Source organism: Mesorhizobium sp. WSM4976 (assembly GCF_029625685.1).
GTDB lineage: Bacteria > Pseudomonadota > Alphaproteobacteria > Rhizobiales > Rhizobiaceae > Mesorhizobium.
In genome coordinates, this window is record NZ_JARTVT010000010.1 from 156,855 (window position 1) to 171,931 (window position 15,077).

The following is a 15,077-nucleotide window of genomic DNA, read 5'->3' on the forward strand; positions in this document are numbered from 1 at the left end:
TGCGCGGGGCAGCGCGGGGAGGAAATTCAAGCATAAAACACAGGCCGAAGTTTCTCCAAGCCCGCAGTCTTCGCTTTTTTTGCGTGAATTGCGCGGCTAGCGGCGCGCCCCGGCCAAAGCCCGCCGCTTCGCCTCGTCGATCAGCATGTTGGCAACCTGCATGCGGATCATGGCGCGCTGGCGCAGATGCGGCGCGACCCGATCCGGATGGTTGGCGAAAGCGAAATTGCGCCGGATGCGGCCGAAATCGGCATTCTTCGCTGGATGGTCGAGGCCGAGCTCGCCGGCTATGGCTTCGGGATCGATTGACGGCAGCTGCTCCTCGGGCCATTGCTCTTCGCCCGCGAGCGACAGCTTTGCCTGGTCGAGCATCGCGGTGAACTCCGCGGCAAGGTCGGCGGCGGACTCGCGATATTCGGCGGCGACACTTTCGCTCGCGACCTTGATTCGGCCGGAATGAAGTTCATCGGCAACGGACAGATAGTCGAACGGGATAGACGGCCGGGCGCCCTCTTCCTCTCCTTTCTCCGAGTCGACGATCAGATCGTCGAGCAACGAAGCAAAATCGAGCTTGTTCCCGGTGCCGATCTCAGCCTCCCTGTCGTGACGGCCATGCGTTGACTGAAAATAGGGCGCCCTCGTTAAAAATGACTTCTGGCGACGTTAACAATTGCAGGCATTCTGCCGGCCGGAGCCATCAAGTAAAAAGCCGGACCGCATTTTCGTGCAGTCCGGCAAGATCGCCAGGAGTGGCGAGGAAAAAGCCGGCCAAATGCCGGCACCAACCTACGATTGAGTCTGGCGAGAGTTTCACGGAAAAGCGATTGTGGCGGAAATCTGATGCGGCATGGCAGCCATGCAATTGCTGCACTGCACAATTTTGGCAAATCGCCTATACTTCGGCGTTGGGAGGACCAATAGGGGCTATTGAGTCATGGGGTTCTTCACTGAAATGTTCGCTCGGCCACGGCCGCAAGAACACCAGCGCTACCGCGCGGCGCTCGCGCTTCTCAATGCGATGAGCAATGCCGACCGCGCCGATATCGGCATCAAGCCGGCGGACTTTCCGCGTATCGCGCGGGAAATGTCGGCCCGCTGAGCAACGCCGAACCAAAGAGGTTTCCCGGGCTGCCGGGAAACCTCAAAGCCATCCAAAAGTCAGCGGTTTCCCAAAAATGTCTGCTTGCCGAGCGGCACGCCATTGTGGCGCAGGATGTCGTAGGCCGTCGTGACGTGGAAATAGAAATTCGGCATCGCGAGATGCAGCAGGTATTGCAGGCCGGGCAGCGTGGTTTCGCGTCCGCCGAGCCTCACCTCGACCGTCCTGTCCTCCGAACCCTCCAGATCAGCCGCCGAGAACGTCGCCAGATGATCGAGCGTCTTGGCGATTCGGGCCTGCAACTCGGCAAAGCTCGCTTCATTGTCCTCGTATTTCGGCACCTCGCGGCCGGCGAGCCGCGACGGCGCGCCCTTGGCATGGTCGGTGGCGATCTGTACCTGTCTGGCCAGCGCAAACATGTCCGGCGCCAGCCGCGCCGTGAGAAACACCTGCGGATCGATCTTGCGCTCGCCGGCATTCTGCTCCGCTGCCGTCAACACGCTGGCCAGCGCCTTCAGCCGGGCGGAGAAGACGCCCACGGAAACATCGTACATGGAAATAGTCACGAGTAACCTCCCAACACGGCCCCAGCGCCGCGGGCCGTGACCTAACGCCTCCGGCCACAATTCTTCAAGTGTTCATGCCCTCAACGTCACCGCGCCGCCGCAATCGCCGTGGTAGTATTTTCGTTATCGAGCGGAGATTCCCGATGAGACATGTCTTTCTCGCTGCGGCTGCCGTCTTCTCCATGTCCAGTATCGGCCAGTCCGCTTTTGCGGCCGATGCGCCCTATATCGACGACAGGTCCACGGCCGACGCCGTCATCCGCTCGCTTTACAGCGCCATCAACCGCCACGAATTCGCCCGCGCCTGGGGTTATTTCGGGGATACAAAGCCGGCTAAAGATTTCAACGCCTTCGTGAAAGGCTACGAAGGCACCGATACCGTTGAGGTCAAGACTGGCGCTGTATCGGATGAAGGTGCCGCCGGCAGCATCTACTACAGCGTTCCTGTCGCCATCCAGGCGACCGACAAGAAGGGCGAGGCCAAGGTTTTCGCCGGCTGCTACACGGTCCGCCAGGTCAATGCGCAGGTCCAGGAGCCGCCCTTCCAGCCGATCTTCATCGACAAAGGGGCGATGAAGCCGTCGACCGAGGATTTCGACAGCGCCGTGCCGGCAAGCTGCGGCGACGGCCCGCCGCCGCCGAAGAAGGACGAAGCGCTGGAGCAGGCCAAGAAGGCGTTTCTCGCCACTTATGGTGGGCAGTGCGACAAACAGGATCCCGGCGGCAAGCCGGTCGGCGAGCCCGATGTCCATTCGATCCACTACAAGGACAAGGACGCCCAGCCCAGCGATCCGGAGCGCGAGACGCGGCTGTTCCGCTTCTTCTGTTCGATGGCCGCCTACAACGAGACGGCGGTTTACTACATCGCCGACGACGTCAACGGCGTGGCCCAGCTGCAGTTCACCGAGCCGGATCTCGATATCCGCTACGAGAACAACAACAGCGAAGGCAAGGTCGAATCGATCCACATCATCGGTTTCAAGACCACCGGCTGGGCAACCAACTCTGACTATGACGAGAACACGAAAACCATCACCACATCCGACAAATGGCGTGGTGTCGGCGATGCCTCGTCATCGGGAACTTACCTCTTCCGCAACGGCGATTTCTCGCTCGTCCAGTATGACGTCGATGCGTCCTATGACGGTGAGATCAATCCGCAGACGATCATCGACTACAACACAGCCCCTTGATCACGAAACACGCCTATCAAGGCGCTTTCGTCAGCATCCAGTTCAGCGTGCCGCGCCAGTCGACCATGCGGATCGGCGTGCCATGTGTGCCGGTCTCGAAGCGCACGAAGCGTGTCGGATAGGACTTCTTGGCCAGGATCGAGCGGAAGAAGGCTTCCTGCTTCTCAACCGGGAAGACCACGTCATGGCTGCCCTGGCCGAAGAACACCGGCACGCGGCGCTTGAACGCGGGGCTGGTGAGGAAGCTATCGTCCCAAAGAGAGCCGAGCAGCAGCAGCCCGTTGAGGCGGCCGCCAGTATCTTTCCGCGCGGCAAGCTTCCAGCAGATCATGCCGCCCATCGAGCCGCAAGCGACGAAGATTTTCGCGCCGGGCGATTGCCGGGCGTAGTGATCGATCAACGCTGCGACCTGTGCCGCGCCCTTGTCGCCGAAATCGGGGAAATCCGGCGAGAGATAGAGCCCGCCATTTTGGGCCATTAGGTTTTTGATGCGATTGAAGTTGCCGCCGAAAGTAAAATCGTCGACGCCTTGCTTGCGGCTGCCGCCTTGCCCGTGCAGGTACAGCACGATGATGGAAGCGCCTTCCGTCCTGCCGACCGCCACATGCCTGACATCGCCTGCGTCGGTCTTCAGCATCAGGTCCTGCTGCACCTTACGCACACCGGGATCGGTATATTGCGCGCGCACCCGTTTTTCCGGCACCTCGTCGCGCTGATTGATGTCCCGCATCTCATGATAGTCGAGCACCGTGTAGGCGCCATTATCACCGGTGGATAGCGCCGCCGGGTAAGCGAAGAGGTCGTCCTTGAACGGCTTTAGCGAAAGCGTCTGGCTATGGGCAGCCTCGACGGTAAGACCGGTTGCGACGAGCAGGGCGAAGAGGAAGCGCAAAGACATGCCGAGAGGCATGCGAAATTCGGCTTCGGTTTGTCAATCCTGCAGGACGCCGCCCGCCCCTTCCAGCGCCTCGCGCGTATCGACGTCGATCGCGGCGCCCTGGCCAATCTCGACATCGATGACGTCGAGCCCTTCGGCTTCGACCAGATGGCGCGCGCCGGTATCGCCTTCGAGCTGCGCGACGGCCGCGAAAAGCGATCGCGGCAAGAGCACCGGGTTGCCGCGCTTGCCCTCGTGCGAGGCGCGCACCACGGCATGACCACCGGAGCGGCGGAACGCATCGATCAGGCGGTCGAGGTCCTTCGACGAAACGCCGGGCATATCGCCGAGCACGATCATGGCGCCGGCCGCGTCAGGCGCAACCTTGGCGATGCCCGCCTTCAACGACGACGCAAGGCCGTCGGCGAAGTCCGGATTGTCGGCGAGTTTCACCTCAAGGCCTCCAAGCGCTGAACGCACGCGCTCGCGCTGATGGCCGGTGACGACGATGGTGCTGGCCGCCTTCGAGCCCAGCGCGCGCGAGGCGGTGCGGCGCACCAGCGGCTCGCCGTCGAACAGCGCCAGAAGCTTGTTCGGGCCGCCCATGCGGCTCGAACGGCCGGCGGCCAGAAGCACGATATCGACCTTCAGCGCCGACGTTGCCGGCTGCGTCGCTGGCTCGCGCGGCTGCGGCCTAGTCGGAATTTCCATCAGAAGCCCGCCGACACCCATGCCGGCAATATCACCCGCCGTCACGTCGAGCCCGGCGATCAAGCGATCGAGCACCCAGTCGAAGCCATTCTCTTTCGGGCTGCGCGCGCATCCAGGCGCGCCGACGACGCGCTTGCCGTGGAGCGTTCCGAGCACCAGCAGATTGCCGGGATCGACCGGCATGCCGGCGCGGACGACGGTACCTCCTGCGTGCTCGATCGCGGCCGGAACGACATCGGCGAAATCGCTCATCGCCGAGGCGCCGAAAATCACCACCATGTCATTGTCGCGCGCCAGCTGGGTTACGGCCGCCGCGACGGGCGCCACCTCATGCGGCGTTCGCCGCTCGGCCGTCAGCCGGCCGCCGGAACGTGCCAGCCGCGCCTCGGTGACGCGCAGCGTCTTGTCGAGCACGCTCGGCTTGACGCCAGGGAGCACCGTCTGGATGACACCGATGGTGATGGGGCGATAGGCGTTGACGGCGAAGATCTCGCGGCCGGCGCAAATTTTCACCACGCTGTCCACGAGGCTTGCGGCGACGGCAAAGGGGATGATCTTGACCGTCGCCACCATCTGGCCCTTCTCGACCGGCGCGTGCTGCGCCAGCGTCGCTATGGTGATCGCCGGATCGACGGCATTGATGGCGTCGATCATCCCGGCGTCGACGGTAAAGACGCCCGAAGCGCCCGCGTGAAGGTTCACCCGCCCCGTCGCCGCAGGCTTCACCTCGATGTTGCGGTGGCTCATCGCGGCGGCGATCTTCGCCGCGGCGGCATCCTCGCCGAGATCGTCCTCGTCAAGCACCGCGGCGACGACTTCGCCGATGCCCGCCGCCTTGAGCGCCGCGACATCCTCGCGGCTCAGCCGATACGCCTTGCGGAACCGTTTTTCGCCCGCGGCCGTCGCATGCGCCAACACCGCACCTTCCGCCTCGTCGATCGCAACCGGCCCGAATTTCACGCCACGGCGCCTTTTGCTTCGAGACCGCGCGTCCGGAAGGCATGGATGGTCTGCGCAAGGATGGCGACAGCGATCTCGGCCGGACTGGCGGCACCTATATCGAGGCCGATCGGCGCGTGGATGCGGGCGATCTGGTCGGCGCCGGCGCCGAGCGCCAGCAGGCGCTCGACACGCTTGGCGTGGGTCTTGCGGCTGCCGAGCGCCCCGACATAGAAGCAGCGGGCATCGAGCGCCGCCTTCAGCGCGAAATCGTCGATCTTCGGGTCGTGGGTGACGGCGGCGAGCGCCGTGTAGCTGTCGAGCGGCGCGCGCTTCAGCACGTCTTCCGGCCATTCGGCATGCAGCGCGACGTCGGGAAAGCGCTCCGGGGTCGCAAAGGCGGTGCGCGGGTCTATGATCTCGACGGGATAGCCGGCGATCCTGGCCATCGGCGCCAGCGCCTGGCTGATATGCACGGCACCGATCACCACGAGGCGCGGCCGCGGCAGATGGGCATTGAGGAAGAAAGTCCGCCCTTCCGCCTCCACCGACCGCGAATTGCCGGTGCGGAACGCATCGGCAATTGCCGTCCCGAGATCGCCCGCGACATGGTCGCCCTCGCACACGATGCGGTCGCGGCCGTCGCCGAGATCGGTGACAAGCACCGCGGCGCGGCGGGCGCGGCGTTCTTCGTTGAGGGTTTTTAGAATATACGGATCCACAGCGGTCAGCCCAGCCTTTCGACATAGACCTTGATGCGGCCACCGCAGGAAAGGCCCACCTGCCAGGCCGTTTCGTCGGCGACGCCGAATTCCAGCATCCTGGCCTTGCCCGAGCCGATGACGTCGATTGCCTCCGTCACCACGGCCCCCTCGACGCAACCGCCGGAGACAGAACCATGAAAGTTCCCTTCGGCGTCGATGACAAGATGGCTGCCGACCGGACGTGGCGCCGAACCCCAGGTCTCGACCACGGTCGCGATGGCGACATCCTTGCCGTCCTTCATCCAGCCTTCCGCGATGATCAGGGGATCGCGGGCCTCATCGAGATAAATGCTCTCATCCATCGTCGCTTCTCACAAAGTCTGTTTTCCCGCCGGGATATTCCCAAGCAGAACATATGGCTACGCCGCACGCCTCCCGCCAGTTTGCAACCAGCGGCGCGGATCGACCGAGGCCGCCGGCCGCTGGTCGAGAGAGGCGCAAAGATCGGCCAGCGCGTCGAGATTGTGCACCGCCCGGAACTCGTCGACATGCGGCAGCATCGCCTTCACGCCACGGGCTCGCGCCTCAAACCCATCGAAGCGCAAAAGCGGATTTAGCCAAATCAGCCGCCGGCAGGATTTATGCAGCCGCTCCATCTCCTGCGACAGGCCGGTAACGTCATCGCGCTCCAGCCCATCGGTGATCAAAAGCACCACGGCGCCCTGCCCTAGCACGCGCCTTGACCACAAACGGTTGAATTCGGCGAGCGTATCGCCGATCCGGGTGCCGCCCGACCAGTCCTTGACCGCCGCGGAGCATTCGGCAAGCGCCTCGTCCGGATCGCGATGGCGCATCTGGCGGGTCAGGTTGGTCAGCCGCGTGCCGAAGACGAAGGCATGCACGCGCCGGCGCTTTTCCGTCAGCGCATGCAGGAAATGCAGGAAAATGCGCGTGTACTGGCTCATCGAGCCGGAAATGTCGGCCAGCACCACCAGCGGCGGATGCACTTCGCGCGGAGATCGGAATTTCGGCAGGATAAGCTCGCCGCCGGTGCGCGCCGCCGAGCGCATCATGGCGCGCGGATCGATGCGGCGCCCCTGCGCGTCGGCCCTGAATCGCCTCGTGCGCACGAGATCGAAGGGCAGCCGCAAGGCCATGATCGCCTTTTTGGCCTCGGCCATTTCACCGGCGTCCATCTGGGCGAAGTCCTTGCCGCGCAGCACCTCGTTGCCGGAAAAAGTCATCCGCGCATCGACCTCGATCTCCGGCGCTTCCCGCACAGGCTGATGTTTCCGGTGGCCCTCGAACATCGCCTGGCTGACGCGGTTCTCGGCCGCCCGCGGCTTCTGCTTTTCAGCGTCGTCCGGCGCGACCGGCGAGAACATCGCCAGCAGCTTCTCGATCAGCTCGCGCGATTTCCAGAACAGACGGAAAGCCTCGTCGAAGACGGGATGATCCTCGTGCCGCGAGACCAGCACCGCATGCAGCGTCCAGTAGAAGTCGTCGCGCGAGCCGATGCCGGCGGCAAGCACCGCCTCGATGGCGTCCTTGACCGAGGCCGGCCCCACGCGCATGCCGGCCTTGCGCAAGGCGCGAGCGAAATAGACGATGTTGTCGGCGATGCGCCCATCGGCGCGCGCCTCTTTGGGCTCCGGACGCGGCGACGGCATCGCCCCTACTCCGCCGCCGAAAGCTCGGCCTTCACCTCATTGAGGATGCGCCGGCCCTCGCCTTCGCCGATACGGGCGATGTCGTCCTGGTACTTCAAAAGCACGCCGATCGTGTCCGACACGGTCTCCGGGTCGAGCGCCACCTTGTCGAGCTCGGTGAGCGCGCCGGCCCAGTCGATGGTTTCAGCGACGCCGGGCGCCTTGAACAGCTCCACCTGGCGCAGTTTCTGGACAAAGGACACGACCTCCGCCGACAGCCGGCGGTTCGCCTGCGGCACCTTGCGCCGAACGATCTCCAGCTCGCGCTCGGCGTTCGGATAATCGACCCAGTGATAAAGGCAGCGCCGCTTCAGCGCGTCGTGGATTTCGCGCGTGCGGTTGGTGGTGATGATGACGATCGGCGGCTCCTCCGCCTTGATCGTGCCAAGCTCGGGAACCGTAACCTGGAAGTCCGAGAGAATTTCGAGCAGGAACGCCTCGAAAGCCTCATCGGTGCGGTCGAGCTCGTCGATCAGGAACACCGGCGCGGCGCCCGCCTTGCCGGTCAGCGCATCAAGCACCGGGCGGCGGATCAGGTATTTTTCGGAGAATACGTTGCGCTCCATATCGGAGCGCACGACCTTGCCCGCCGCCTCCTCCATGCGGATCTCGATCATCTGGGCGGCGTAATTCCACTCGTAGACGGCCGAGGAAACGTCGAGCCCCTCATAGCATTGCAGCCGGATCAGCCGACGACCGAGCGCGTCGGCCAGCACCTTGGCGATCTCGGTCTTGCCGACACCCGCCTCGCCTTCGAGGAACAAGGGCCTCTTCATGCGCAGCGAAAGAAACAGCACGGTCGCCAGCGAGCGGTCGGCGACATAGTCCGCGGCGGTCAAAAGATCGAGCGTTTCATCGATCGATTTCGGCGCGGGGCGCGGCGCGGTCATCTTGTCTCCGTGGATTCCGCCCAACCGTTCAAAGAACGTGATAGCCGCGGTTGTGGTAGATCAGCGGCCGCAAATTATCGCCGATGCGCAGGCCTGTCACCTTGCCAAAAAGCACACGGTGGGTAGCAAGGTCCTTGCTATCGATGATCTCGCAGTCGAACACGGCAAGCGCCCCCTTCAGCGCCGGCGCGCCGGTCGAGATCACATCCCACTCGGCTAGCGCAAAGCGCTCCTCCGCCGGCAACCCGGTGACACCGGAAAAGCCTACCGAGACGGCTTCCTGGTCCGAGGCAAGCGTGTTCAACGCGAACTTGCCGTTCTTGATGAAGGCTTCGTTCTTGACGTTCTCACGGTTGAGGCAGACCAGCACCGTCGGCGGCGTGTCAGAGACCGAACAGGCAGCGATCACCGTCGCGCCGCGTTTGCCACCCGGCCCGTCCGTCGTCACCACATGCACGTGGCCGGCAAAATGCGCCATCGCATCGCGATAGTGCTGCGGCCCGATATCATTGATCTTGAGCACCGATAATCCACCTGTGGGAACCAGTTCGTTATATATGGCGGCATATTGCACGCCACAAGTTGCATAGCATGGGCGAAGTGCTTGACCGCAATCCGCAAATTCGCGTGTTGCGCGGCGCTTAGCCAGCCTTTAGGCATTTCCTGCGATAGTGTCGGGACTGTATTCCCGGCATGGAGGATCTCTTAGCCCGAATGCGTCTTCTCACGACGACATCAGCCGTGCTGCTCTGGCTGTCGCTGGCAGCGAGCGCCGACGCCGAGACGCTGGTCGGCGTTGCGGCGCCGCTTTCCGGTCCGTCGGCGATCCTCGGGAAGCAGGTCGAGACCGGCGCGGGCCTAGCGGCAGAGGCAAACGGCATCGTGGTGAAAGCCGTCGACGATACCTGCACGGCCGACGGCGGTGCCGCGGCGGCAAGGGAATTCGTCGACGCCAAGGTCAAGGCCGTGGTGGGCTTTCTCTGCACCGAGGCGATCGAGGCCGCGCTGCCGATCCTGAAAGGTGCCAACATCCCGGTCATCACGGTTGGTGTGCGAACCGAAAGCCTGACCGACCGGCGCGCCAAGACCGGCTGGCCAGTCTACCGGCTCGGCCCGCGCGGCGATGATGAGCGCAACGAGATAGCCGCCCGGCTTACTCAGCTCTGGCGCGACGACCTGTTCGCCATCGTCGACGACGGCACCATCTATGGCCGCGAGATGGCCGAGACCTTCCGCGCCGCGGCCGAGCAGGCAGCGCTGAAGCCGGTCTTCGTCGACACGTTCCGACCGCAGCTCGACAATCAGATCGGCCTGGTCGGCCGTTTGAAAAAGGCCGGCGCGACCAAGGTGTTCGCCGGCGGCGACGGCGACGACATCGCGATCATGGGCCGCGATGCCGCCCAGCTCGACGCCGGCATCACTTTCGCCGGCGGCGAGAACCTGCGCACGCCGCCGGGCGATGTGCCTTACGCCGTCGGCACGCTGATGATCGCGCCGCCGGAATGGTCGCAAGTCGCCGACCCCAAGATCGTGCAGGCCTTCAGCGCTAAGAACATCGTGCCGGACGGCTACACGCTGCCGTCCTATGCCGCAGTCGAGGTCGCCAAGGCCGCGCTGACCAGCGCGGAAAGCTCAGGCCAGCCGCTCGGCGAAGCGCTGACAGGCCATGATTTCGCGACAGCGATCGGCACCATCCGCTTCGACGACAAGGGCGACCTCAGCCAGAACCCGTTCCGCCTCTTCCGCTTCGACGGCACGCATTTCGTTCAGTTGGAGGACAAGTGATGTTCCGCACCGGACTGCGCAATCTGATCACCGACGTTGCGGGCCTCCGTGTTGGCAATGCCATCGACCCAAGGCTGAAATCCGGGGTCACCGTGGTGCTGTGCGATGAACCCGCCGTGGCTGGAGTCCAGGTGCTGGGCGGCGCGCCGGGCACGCGAGAGACCGACCTGCTGGAGCCGCAGAATTCGATCGCGACCATCCATGCCGTCGTCCTGTCCGGCGGCTCGGCCTTCGGCCTCGACGCCGCCTCGGGCGTGCAGGCGGCGTTGCGCGAGAAGAACATCGGCGTCGAGGTAGGTGGCTTCCGCGTGCCGATCGTGCCGGCCGCGATCCTGTTCGACCTGCGCAATGGCGGTGACAAGGATTGGGGCCGTTATCCGCCCTATCGCGAGCTTGGTTATGAGGCCGTGCAGGCGGCGGCCGTGGATTTCGCCATCGGCACGGCGGGCGCCGGCACCGGCGCGCTCACCTTCGGACTGAAGGGCGGCCTGGGCTCCGCCTCGACCGTGCTCGACAGCGGCGTCACAATCGGCGCGCTCGCCGCCGTCAACCCGACCGGCTCGGTGACGGTCGGCCGCAGCCGCCATTTCTGGGCGGCGCCCTTCGAGATCGACGAAGAGTTCGGCGGCCTGGGCTATCCCGATCCCATGCCCGAAGACGCCAGGAAGATCCTGCTGAAATACCGCGACAGGCGCGTCGGCGGACATGAAGAAGCCGGCAGCACCACCATCGCCGTCATCGCCACGGACGCCGTGCTGACCAAGGCCGCGGCCAAGCGGCTGGCGATTTCGGCGCATGACGGCTTTGCCCACGCCATCTGGCCGACCCATACGCCGGCGGACGGCGATCTGGTGTTTGCGCTGGCGACCGGGAGGAGCGGCATCGAGCTAGGCGCGGATGCCGCGATCGACCTGTTCGCGGCGGCGGGCGCGACCATGGCGCGCGCCATCAGCCGCGGCGTGCACGCCGCGACACCCGCCGACGGCGATCTGTTCCCCGTCTGGTCGCTGATTGGCTAGGCGCCGATCAGGTCGGATCGGACCTTTCTTCCTCGAAGACGACGGCGACATCGGAATTCGCGGAAAGCCATACCTTCTGCGCGTCGATCTCTGCGACCAGGGCGAGCGAAATATAGTGATGATGGCCCTTGTGCGAGCCCATGCCGCTGTCGGCCTTGGTCAGCTTGATCCGGTCACCCTCGACCTTGTCGACGGTGCCGATATGGACGCCATCGGCGCCGATCACTTCCATATGTCCGCGTATCTTGCTGATGTCGGTGCTCATGCTGGTTTCTCCGCTGGATGTGCCCTTTCGGATGCGAGACGGCCGACAATAACAAATGAACGCCGGATTGGATGCATCGCACGGCACGTGTCGTTCACCATGGCGTGATAGGCATGAATTCACCTCCACGCCGCTCACCGTGCTCTACAAGTTTCCCGGGCTTGGCGTGCGGGCCTATTTTCCGGCGGGTTTGCGGCACTTGTCGGGCCAGCATCTGGTTTGCGCGGCAAGCGGCGTTGAGCATTGGGCCCGCCTCTGTTAGGACGCGACCGACGCTTCTCCCAGGCAGGACAGAAAACAGATGATCCCTCGCTATTCCCGACCGGAAATGGTCGCCATCTGGTCGCCCGAAACCCGATTCCGCATCTGGTTCGAGATCGAGGCGCATGCCTGCGATGCGCTGGCCGAGCTTGGCGTCATTCCGAAGGAAGCGGCAAGGACCATCTGGGAAAAAGGCGGCGCGGCCAAATTCGACGTCGCAAAGATCGACGAGATCGAGCGCGTCACCAAGCATGACGTCATCGCGTTCCTCACCCATCTCGCCGAATTCGTCGGACCGGACGCCCGCTTCATCCACCAGGGGATGACCTCGTCGGACGTGCTCGACACTTGCCTTGCCGTGCAACTGACCCGCGCCAGCGACATCCTGGTAGCCGACATCGATGCTCTTCTTGCAGCGCTGAAGCGCCGCGCCTTCGAGCACAAGGACACCGTCACCATCGGCCGCAGCCACGGCATCCATGCCGAGCCGACTACTTTCGGCGTCAAGCTGGCGCAAGCCTATGCCGAGTTCTCGCGCTGCCGCGAGCGGCTGGTGCACGCGCGGGAGGACATCGCCACCTGTGCGATCTCCGGCGCCGTCGGCACCTTTGCCAACATCGAGCCCTATGTCGAAGAGCATGTGGCGGCAAAGCTTGGGCTGAAGCCGGAGCCGGTGTCGACGCAGGTCATCCCGCGCGACCGGCATGCCATGTTCTTTGCCACGCTGGGCGTGGTCGCCTCGTCAGTCGAACGCCTGGCCGTCGAGATCCGCCATTTGCAGCGCACCGAAGTGCTTGAAGCTGAAGAGTATTTCTCCCCGGGCCAGAAGGGCTCGTCGGCCATGCCGCACAAGCGCAATCCGGTGCTGACCGAAAACCTCACCGGCCTTGCGCGGATGGTGCGGTCGATGGCCCTGCCTGCCATGGAAGACGTGGCGCTCTGGCATGAGCGCGACATTTCGCATTCCTCGGTCGAGCGCATGATCGGGCCGGACGCGACGGTGACGCTGGATTTCGCGCTGGCGCGCCTCACCGGCGTCATCGACAAGCTGCTCGTCTATCCCGAGAACATGGAGAAGAACCTCAACAAGTTCCACGGGCTGGTGCATTCGCAGCGCGTGCTTCTGGCGCTCACCCAGGCCGGCCTGTCACGCGAGGACGCCTACCGCCTGGTGCAGCGCAACGCGATGAAAGTCTGGGAGCACAGCGCCGATTTCCTCAAGGAACTGCTGGCCGACAAGGACGTGAGAGCAGCCCTCTCCGAAGCCGAGATCCGCGAGAAATTCGACCTCGGCTACCACACCAAGCATGTCGACACGATCTTCAGGCGGGTGTTTAGGGAAGCGTAACCCTCCTCTCCCCGTTCACGCGGGGAAAGAAGCTGTCGCCCACCTCAGATCATCCCTTCCCAGGCACGGTCCTGATAACCGTGCCCCACGGATCCTCACGGCTTATCTCCTCCTGAACATTGTCCGAGCGCATCTCGACCCAGGCCAAGCCCGCGCGAGACGGATCGCGCCTTCCCGCACCGGCGCTCTGCCAGGCATTGGCGCCAATATGGTGGTGGTAATGACCGGACGACAGGAACACTGCCTGGCTGCCATATTTGGCAACGGTGTCGAAGCCGAACTGATCATGCCACCAGGCCTCCGCATCCTCCGGCCGGCCGACGCGCAGATGCACGTGGCCGACAATGGTGTTTTCCGGCGCGCCCTGCCAGCCGGCATCGCCCGTCGGCACGCTCCCCACTACTGCCGGCAGGTTGAGCCGCTCGGTCGCCATGGCGACCTTGTCGCCGTTCCATTTCCAGTCCTGCGGGCGGCGGTCGGCATAGATCTCGATGCCGTTGCCTTCCGGATCGGTCAGATAGAGCGCCTCGCTGACCAGATGGTCCGAGGCGCCCTCGATGCCGATGCGATTGGCGGCGGCGTGGCTGATCCAGCGGCCAAGGTCCGCTCGCGACGGCAACAGGAAAGCGGTGTGGAAAAGGCCGGCGCCGCGCGGATCGTCGGGCTTCGCCGAAGCATCCTGCTCAAGCACCAGCAACGGCCGGTTGGCGGCGCCAAGCGTGATCGCGCCGTCGGCACGGCTCAGTTCCTGCAGACCGACGACGGCGCGGTAATAGGCGGCCAAGCTCTCGGCATCGCGCGCCTTCAACCCAACGCGCGAAACACTGACCGGGGTGGTCGCGGCAAAAGGCAGTTCGCTCATCAACTTCTCCATCCGGCAGGCGCTGGTTCCCAACATGAGATCTCCAGGCAACCGGCTCTCCTTCCCTTCAGATCGTCCATTGCGATCGTTCACACAAGGCAGCAAGAATCGAACAAGTTGTTCACGATTGTGATCGTATCGATATGTCCGACAGGGTTGCAGCCGGCAAGGCCGCTCGCTACATCCGCGCCATGAAAGTCAAAGACGCAGATATTCTGATCGTGCCGGGCTACACCAATTCCGGTCCCGAGCATTGGCAGACCCGCTGGCAGTCGAAACTGTCGACGGCCCGCCGAGTCGAGCAGGCGGAATGGACCAAGCCCGTGCGCGAGGAATGGACGGCGAGTGTGGCTAACGCCGTCAACGAGGCCGAGCGGCCCGTGGTGCTCGTTGCGCATTCGCTTGGCGTCGCGGCGGCGGTGCAGGCCATCCCGCAATTCAGGAAGCCGGTCGCCGGCGCCTTCTTCGTCGCGCCGCCCGATGTCGCCAATCCGGAAATCAGGCCGAGGCACCTGATGACCTTCGGCCCTTATTCGCGCGATCCCCTGCCCTTCCCCTCGATCGTGATCGCCAGCCGCAACGACCCGTTCTGCGCCTTCGAGGTCGCCGAGGATATTGCCGCTGCCTGGGGATCGCTCTTCATCGACGCCGGCGAGGCCGGCCATCTCAACCACGACGCCGGCTTCGGCCCGTGGCCCGAGGGTTCGATGACCTTCGCCAAATTCCTGACGGAACTGAAGCAGCCCTGATGCGACCCAAGGTGTGTTGAGATTCAGGTCGGGCCGAGTCGAAAGTGGCGGTTTCCGAGAACCGGAGCGGAGCGTACTTGAAGTACGTGAGCACCGAAAG

General features: G+C 64.2%; 17 protein-coding genes. 6 read left to right on the forward strand and 11 right to left on the reverse strand.

Going from position 1 to position 15,077, the window contains the following annotated elements:
- Window positions 1-96: 96 nt before the first annotated feature.
- Window positions 97-555, reverse strand: coding sequence for a hypothetical protein (locus P9272_RS14415; protein ID WP_278161050.1), 459 nt, complete (start codon window positions 553-555; stop codon window positions 97-99).
- 379 nt (window positions 556-934) lie between these two features.
- On the opposite strand from P9272_RS14415, the gene P9272_RS14420 reads away from it, so the two are divergent.
- Window positions 935-1,099 (forward strand): DUF1127 domain-containing protein, encoded by a 165-nt coding sequence (locus P9272_RS14420; RefSeq protein WP_095818565.1) that lies wholly within the window; start codon window positions 935-937, stop codon window positions 1,097-1,099.
- A gap of 59 nt (window positions 1,100-1,158) precedes the next feature.
- On the opposite strand, the gene P9272_RS14425 is transcribed toward P9272_RS14420, so the two are convergent.
- Window positions 1,159-1,665, reverse strand: coding sequence for a DUF1993 family protein (locus P9272_RS14425; RefSeq protein WP_278161051.1), 507 nt, complete (start codon window positions 1,663-1,665; stop codon window positions 1,159-1,161).
- A 143-nt stretch (window positions 1,666-1,808) separates the two neighbouring features.
- Between P9272_RS14425 and P9272_RS14430 the strand changes: the two genes are divergently transcribed.
- Window positions 1,809-2,858: a DUF1176 domain-containing protein gene (locus tag P9272_RS14430; RefSeq protein ID WP_278161052.1), complete on the forward strand. Its 1,050-nt coding sequence runs from the start codon at window positions 1,809-1,811 to the stop codon at window positions 2,856-2,858.
- Window positions 2,859-2,874: 16 nt separating this feature from the next.
- Here P9272_RS14430 and P9272_RS14435 read toward each other — a convergent pair whose 3' ends face one another.
- Genes P9272_RS14435 through P9272_RS14465 form a run of 7 tightly spaced genes read right to left on the reverse strand, consistent with a single transcriptional unit; the run spans window position 2,875 to window position 9,211 of the window.
- The gene (locus P9272_RS14435) at window positions 2,875-3,756 is read right to left on the reverse strand and encodes an alpha/beta hydrolase (RefSeq protein ID WP_278161053.1); all 882 of its coding nucleotides are present in this window, start codon (window positions 3,754-3,756) and stop codon (window positions 2,875-2,877) included.
- 33 nt (window positions 3,757-3,789) lie between these two features.
- Window positions 3,790-5,406, reverse strand: coding sequence for a molybdopterin-binding/glycosyltransferase family 2 protein (locus tag P9272_RS14440; RefSeq protein ID WP_278161054.1), 1,617 nt, complete (start codon window positions 5,404-5,406; stop codon window positions 3,790-3,792).
- Window positions 5,403-6,107 carry an XdhC family protein gene (locus tag P9272_RS14445; RefSeq protein WP_278161055.1) on the reverse strand — a complete coding sequence of 235 codons (705 nt, stop codon included), beginning with the start codon at window positions 6,105-6,107 and terminating at the stop codon, window positions 5,403-5,405. The genes P9272_RS14440 and P9272_RS14445 overlap by 4 nt, the downstream gene beginning before the upstream one ends.
- A 5-nt stretch (window positions 6,108-6,112) precedes the next feature.
- The gene (locus P9272_RS14450; RefSeq protein ID WP_042644561.1) at window positions 6,113-6,451 is read right to left on the reverse strand and encodes an XdhC family protein; all 339 of its coding nucleotides are present in this window, start codon (window positions 6,449-6,451) and stop codon (window positions 6,113-6,115) included.
- A 57-nt stretch (window positions 6,452-6,508) separates the two neighbouring features.
- Entirely contained in the window at window positions 6,509-7,759 is a 1,251-nt protein-coding gene (locus tag P9272_RS14455; RefSeq protein WP_278161056.1) for a VWA domain-containing protein, read from the reverse strand.
- Window positions 7,760-7,764: 5 nt separating this feature from the next.
- The gene (locus P9272_RS14460; RefSeq protein WP_126060608.1) at window positions 7,765-8,688 is read right to left on the reverse strand and encodes a MoxR family ATPase; all 924 of its coding nucleotides are present in this window, start codon (window positions 8,686-8,688) and stop codon (window positions 7,765-7,767) included.
- A 28-nt stretch (window positions 8,689-8,716) separates the two neighbouring features.
- A complete protein-coding gene (locus P9272_RS14465; RefSeq protein WP_128257232.1) occupies window positions 8,717-9,211 on the reverse strand; it encodes a flavin reductase in 495 nt (164 codons plus the stop codon).
- 191 nt (window positions 9,212-9,402) lie between these two features.
- On the opposite strand from P9272_RS14465, the gene P9272_RS14470 reads away from it, so the two are divergent.
- Both P9272_RS14470 and P9272_RS14475 read left to right on the forward strand, forming a co-directional pair.
- Window positions 9,403-10,473: a branched-chain amino acid ABC transporter substrate-binding protein gene (locus P9272_RS14470; protein ID WP_278161057.1), complete on the forward strand. Its 1,071-nt coding sequence runs from the start codon at window positions 9,403-9,405 to the stop codon at window positions 10,471-10,473.
- Window positions 10,473-11,492: a P1 family peptidase gene (locus P9272_RS14475; protein WP_278161058.1), complete on the forward strand. Its 1,020-nt coding sequence runs from the start codon at window positions 10,473-10,475 to the stop codon at window positions 11,490-11,492. Before P9272_RS14470 ends, P9272_RS14475 begins: the two co-directional genes overlap by 1 nt.
- A 7-nt stretch (window positions 11,493-11,499) precedes the next feature.
- Here the strand turns inward: P9272_RS14475 and P9272_RS14480 are convergent, their stop codons facing one another.
- The gene (locus P9272_RS14480) at window positions 11,500-11,757 is read right to left on the reverse strand and encodes a DUF2171 domain-containing protein (RefSeq protein WP_128257235.1); all 258 of its coding nucleotides are present in this window, start codon (window positions 11,755-11,757) and stop codon (window positions 11,500-11,502) included.
- Between the two features lie 301 nt (window positions 11,758-12,058).
- Between P9272_RS14480 and purB the strand changes: the two genes are divergently transcribed.
- Window positions 12,059-13,366 (forward strand): adenylosuccinate lyase, encoded by a 1,308-nt coding sequence (purB, locus tag P9272_RS14485; RefSeq protein ID WP_278161059.1) that lies wholly within the window; start codon window positions 12,059-12,061, stop codon window positions 13,364-13,366.
- Between the two features lie 49 nt (window positions 13,367-13,415).
- Here purB and P9272_RS14490 read toward each other — a convergent pair whose 3' ends face one another.
- A complete protein-coding gene (locus tag P9272_RS14490) occupies window positions 13,416-14,228 on the reverse strand; it encodes a VOC family protein (RefSeq protein WP_278161060.1) in 813 nt (270 codons plus the stop codon).
- A gap of 191 nt (window positions 14,229-14,419) precedes the next feature.
- Here P9272_RS14490 and P9272_RS14495 point away from each other — a divergent pair, with 191 nt between their 5' ends.
- Window positions 14,420-14,977: an alpha/beta hydrolase gene (locus P9272_RS14495; protein WP_128257464.1), complete on the forward strand. Its 558-nt coding sequence runs from the start codon at window positions 14,420-14,422 to the stop codon at window positions 14,975-14,977.
- Window positions 14,978-15,077 lie beyond the last annotated feature (100 nt).

What these genes read in the sequence shown, in the direction of transcription:
- P9272_RS14460 (WP_126060608.1), bottom strand. Translation starts at nt 8,688, where the DNA reads ATGACCGCGCCGCGCCCCGCGCCGAAATCGATCGATGAAACGCTCGAT.
- P9272_RS14495 (WP_128257464.1), top strand. Translation starts at nt 14,420, where the DNA reads ATGAAAGTCAAAGACGCAGATATTCTGATCGTGCCGGGCTACACCAAT.
- P9272_RS14475 (WP_278161058.1), top strand. Translation starts at nt 10,473, where the DNA reads ATGTTCCGCACCGGACTGCGCAATCTGATCACCGACGTTGCGGGCCTC.
- P9272_RS14430 (WP_278161052.1), top strand. Translation starts at nt 1,809, where the DNA reads ATGAGACATGTCTTTCTCGCTGCGGCTGCCGTCTTCTCCATGTCCAGT.
- P9272_RS14455 (WP_278161056.1), bottom strand. Translation starts at nt 7,759, where the DNA reads ATGCCGTCGCCGCGTCCGGAGCCCAAAGAGGCGCGCGCCGATGGGCGC.
- P9272_RS14480 (WP_128257235.1), bottom strand. Translation starts at nt 11,757, where the DNA reads ATGAGCACCGACATCAGCAAGATACGCGGACATATGGAAGTGATCGGC.
- P9272_RS14435 (WP_278161053.1), bottom strand. Translation starts at nt 3,756, where the DNA reads ATGTCTTTGCGCTTCCTCTTCGCCCTGCTCGTCGCAACCGGTCTTACC.
- P9272_RS14470 (WP_278161057.1), top strand. Translation starts at nt 9,403, where the DNA reads ATGCGTCTTCTCACGACGACATCAGCCGTGCTGCTCTGGCTGTCGCTG.
- purB (WP_278161059.1), top strand. Translation starts at nt 12,059, where the DNA reads ATGATCCCTCGCTATTCCCGACCGGAAATGGTCGCCATCTGGTCGCCC.
- P9272_RS14450 (WP_042644561.1), bottom strand. Translation starts at nt 6,451, where the DNA reads ATGGATGAGAGCATTTATCTCGATGAGGCCCGCGATCCCCTGATCATC.
- P9272_RS14490 (WP_278161060.1), bottom strand. Translation starts at nt 14,228, where the DNA reads ATGAGCGAACTGCCTTTTGCCGCGACCACCCCGGTCAGTGTTTCGCGC.
- P9272_RS14420 (WP_095818565.1), top strand. Translation starts at nt 935, where the DNA reads ATGGGGTTCTTCACTGAAATGTTCGCTCGGCCACGGCCGCAAGAACAC.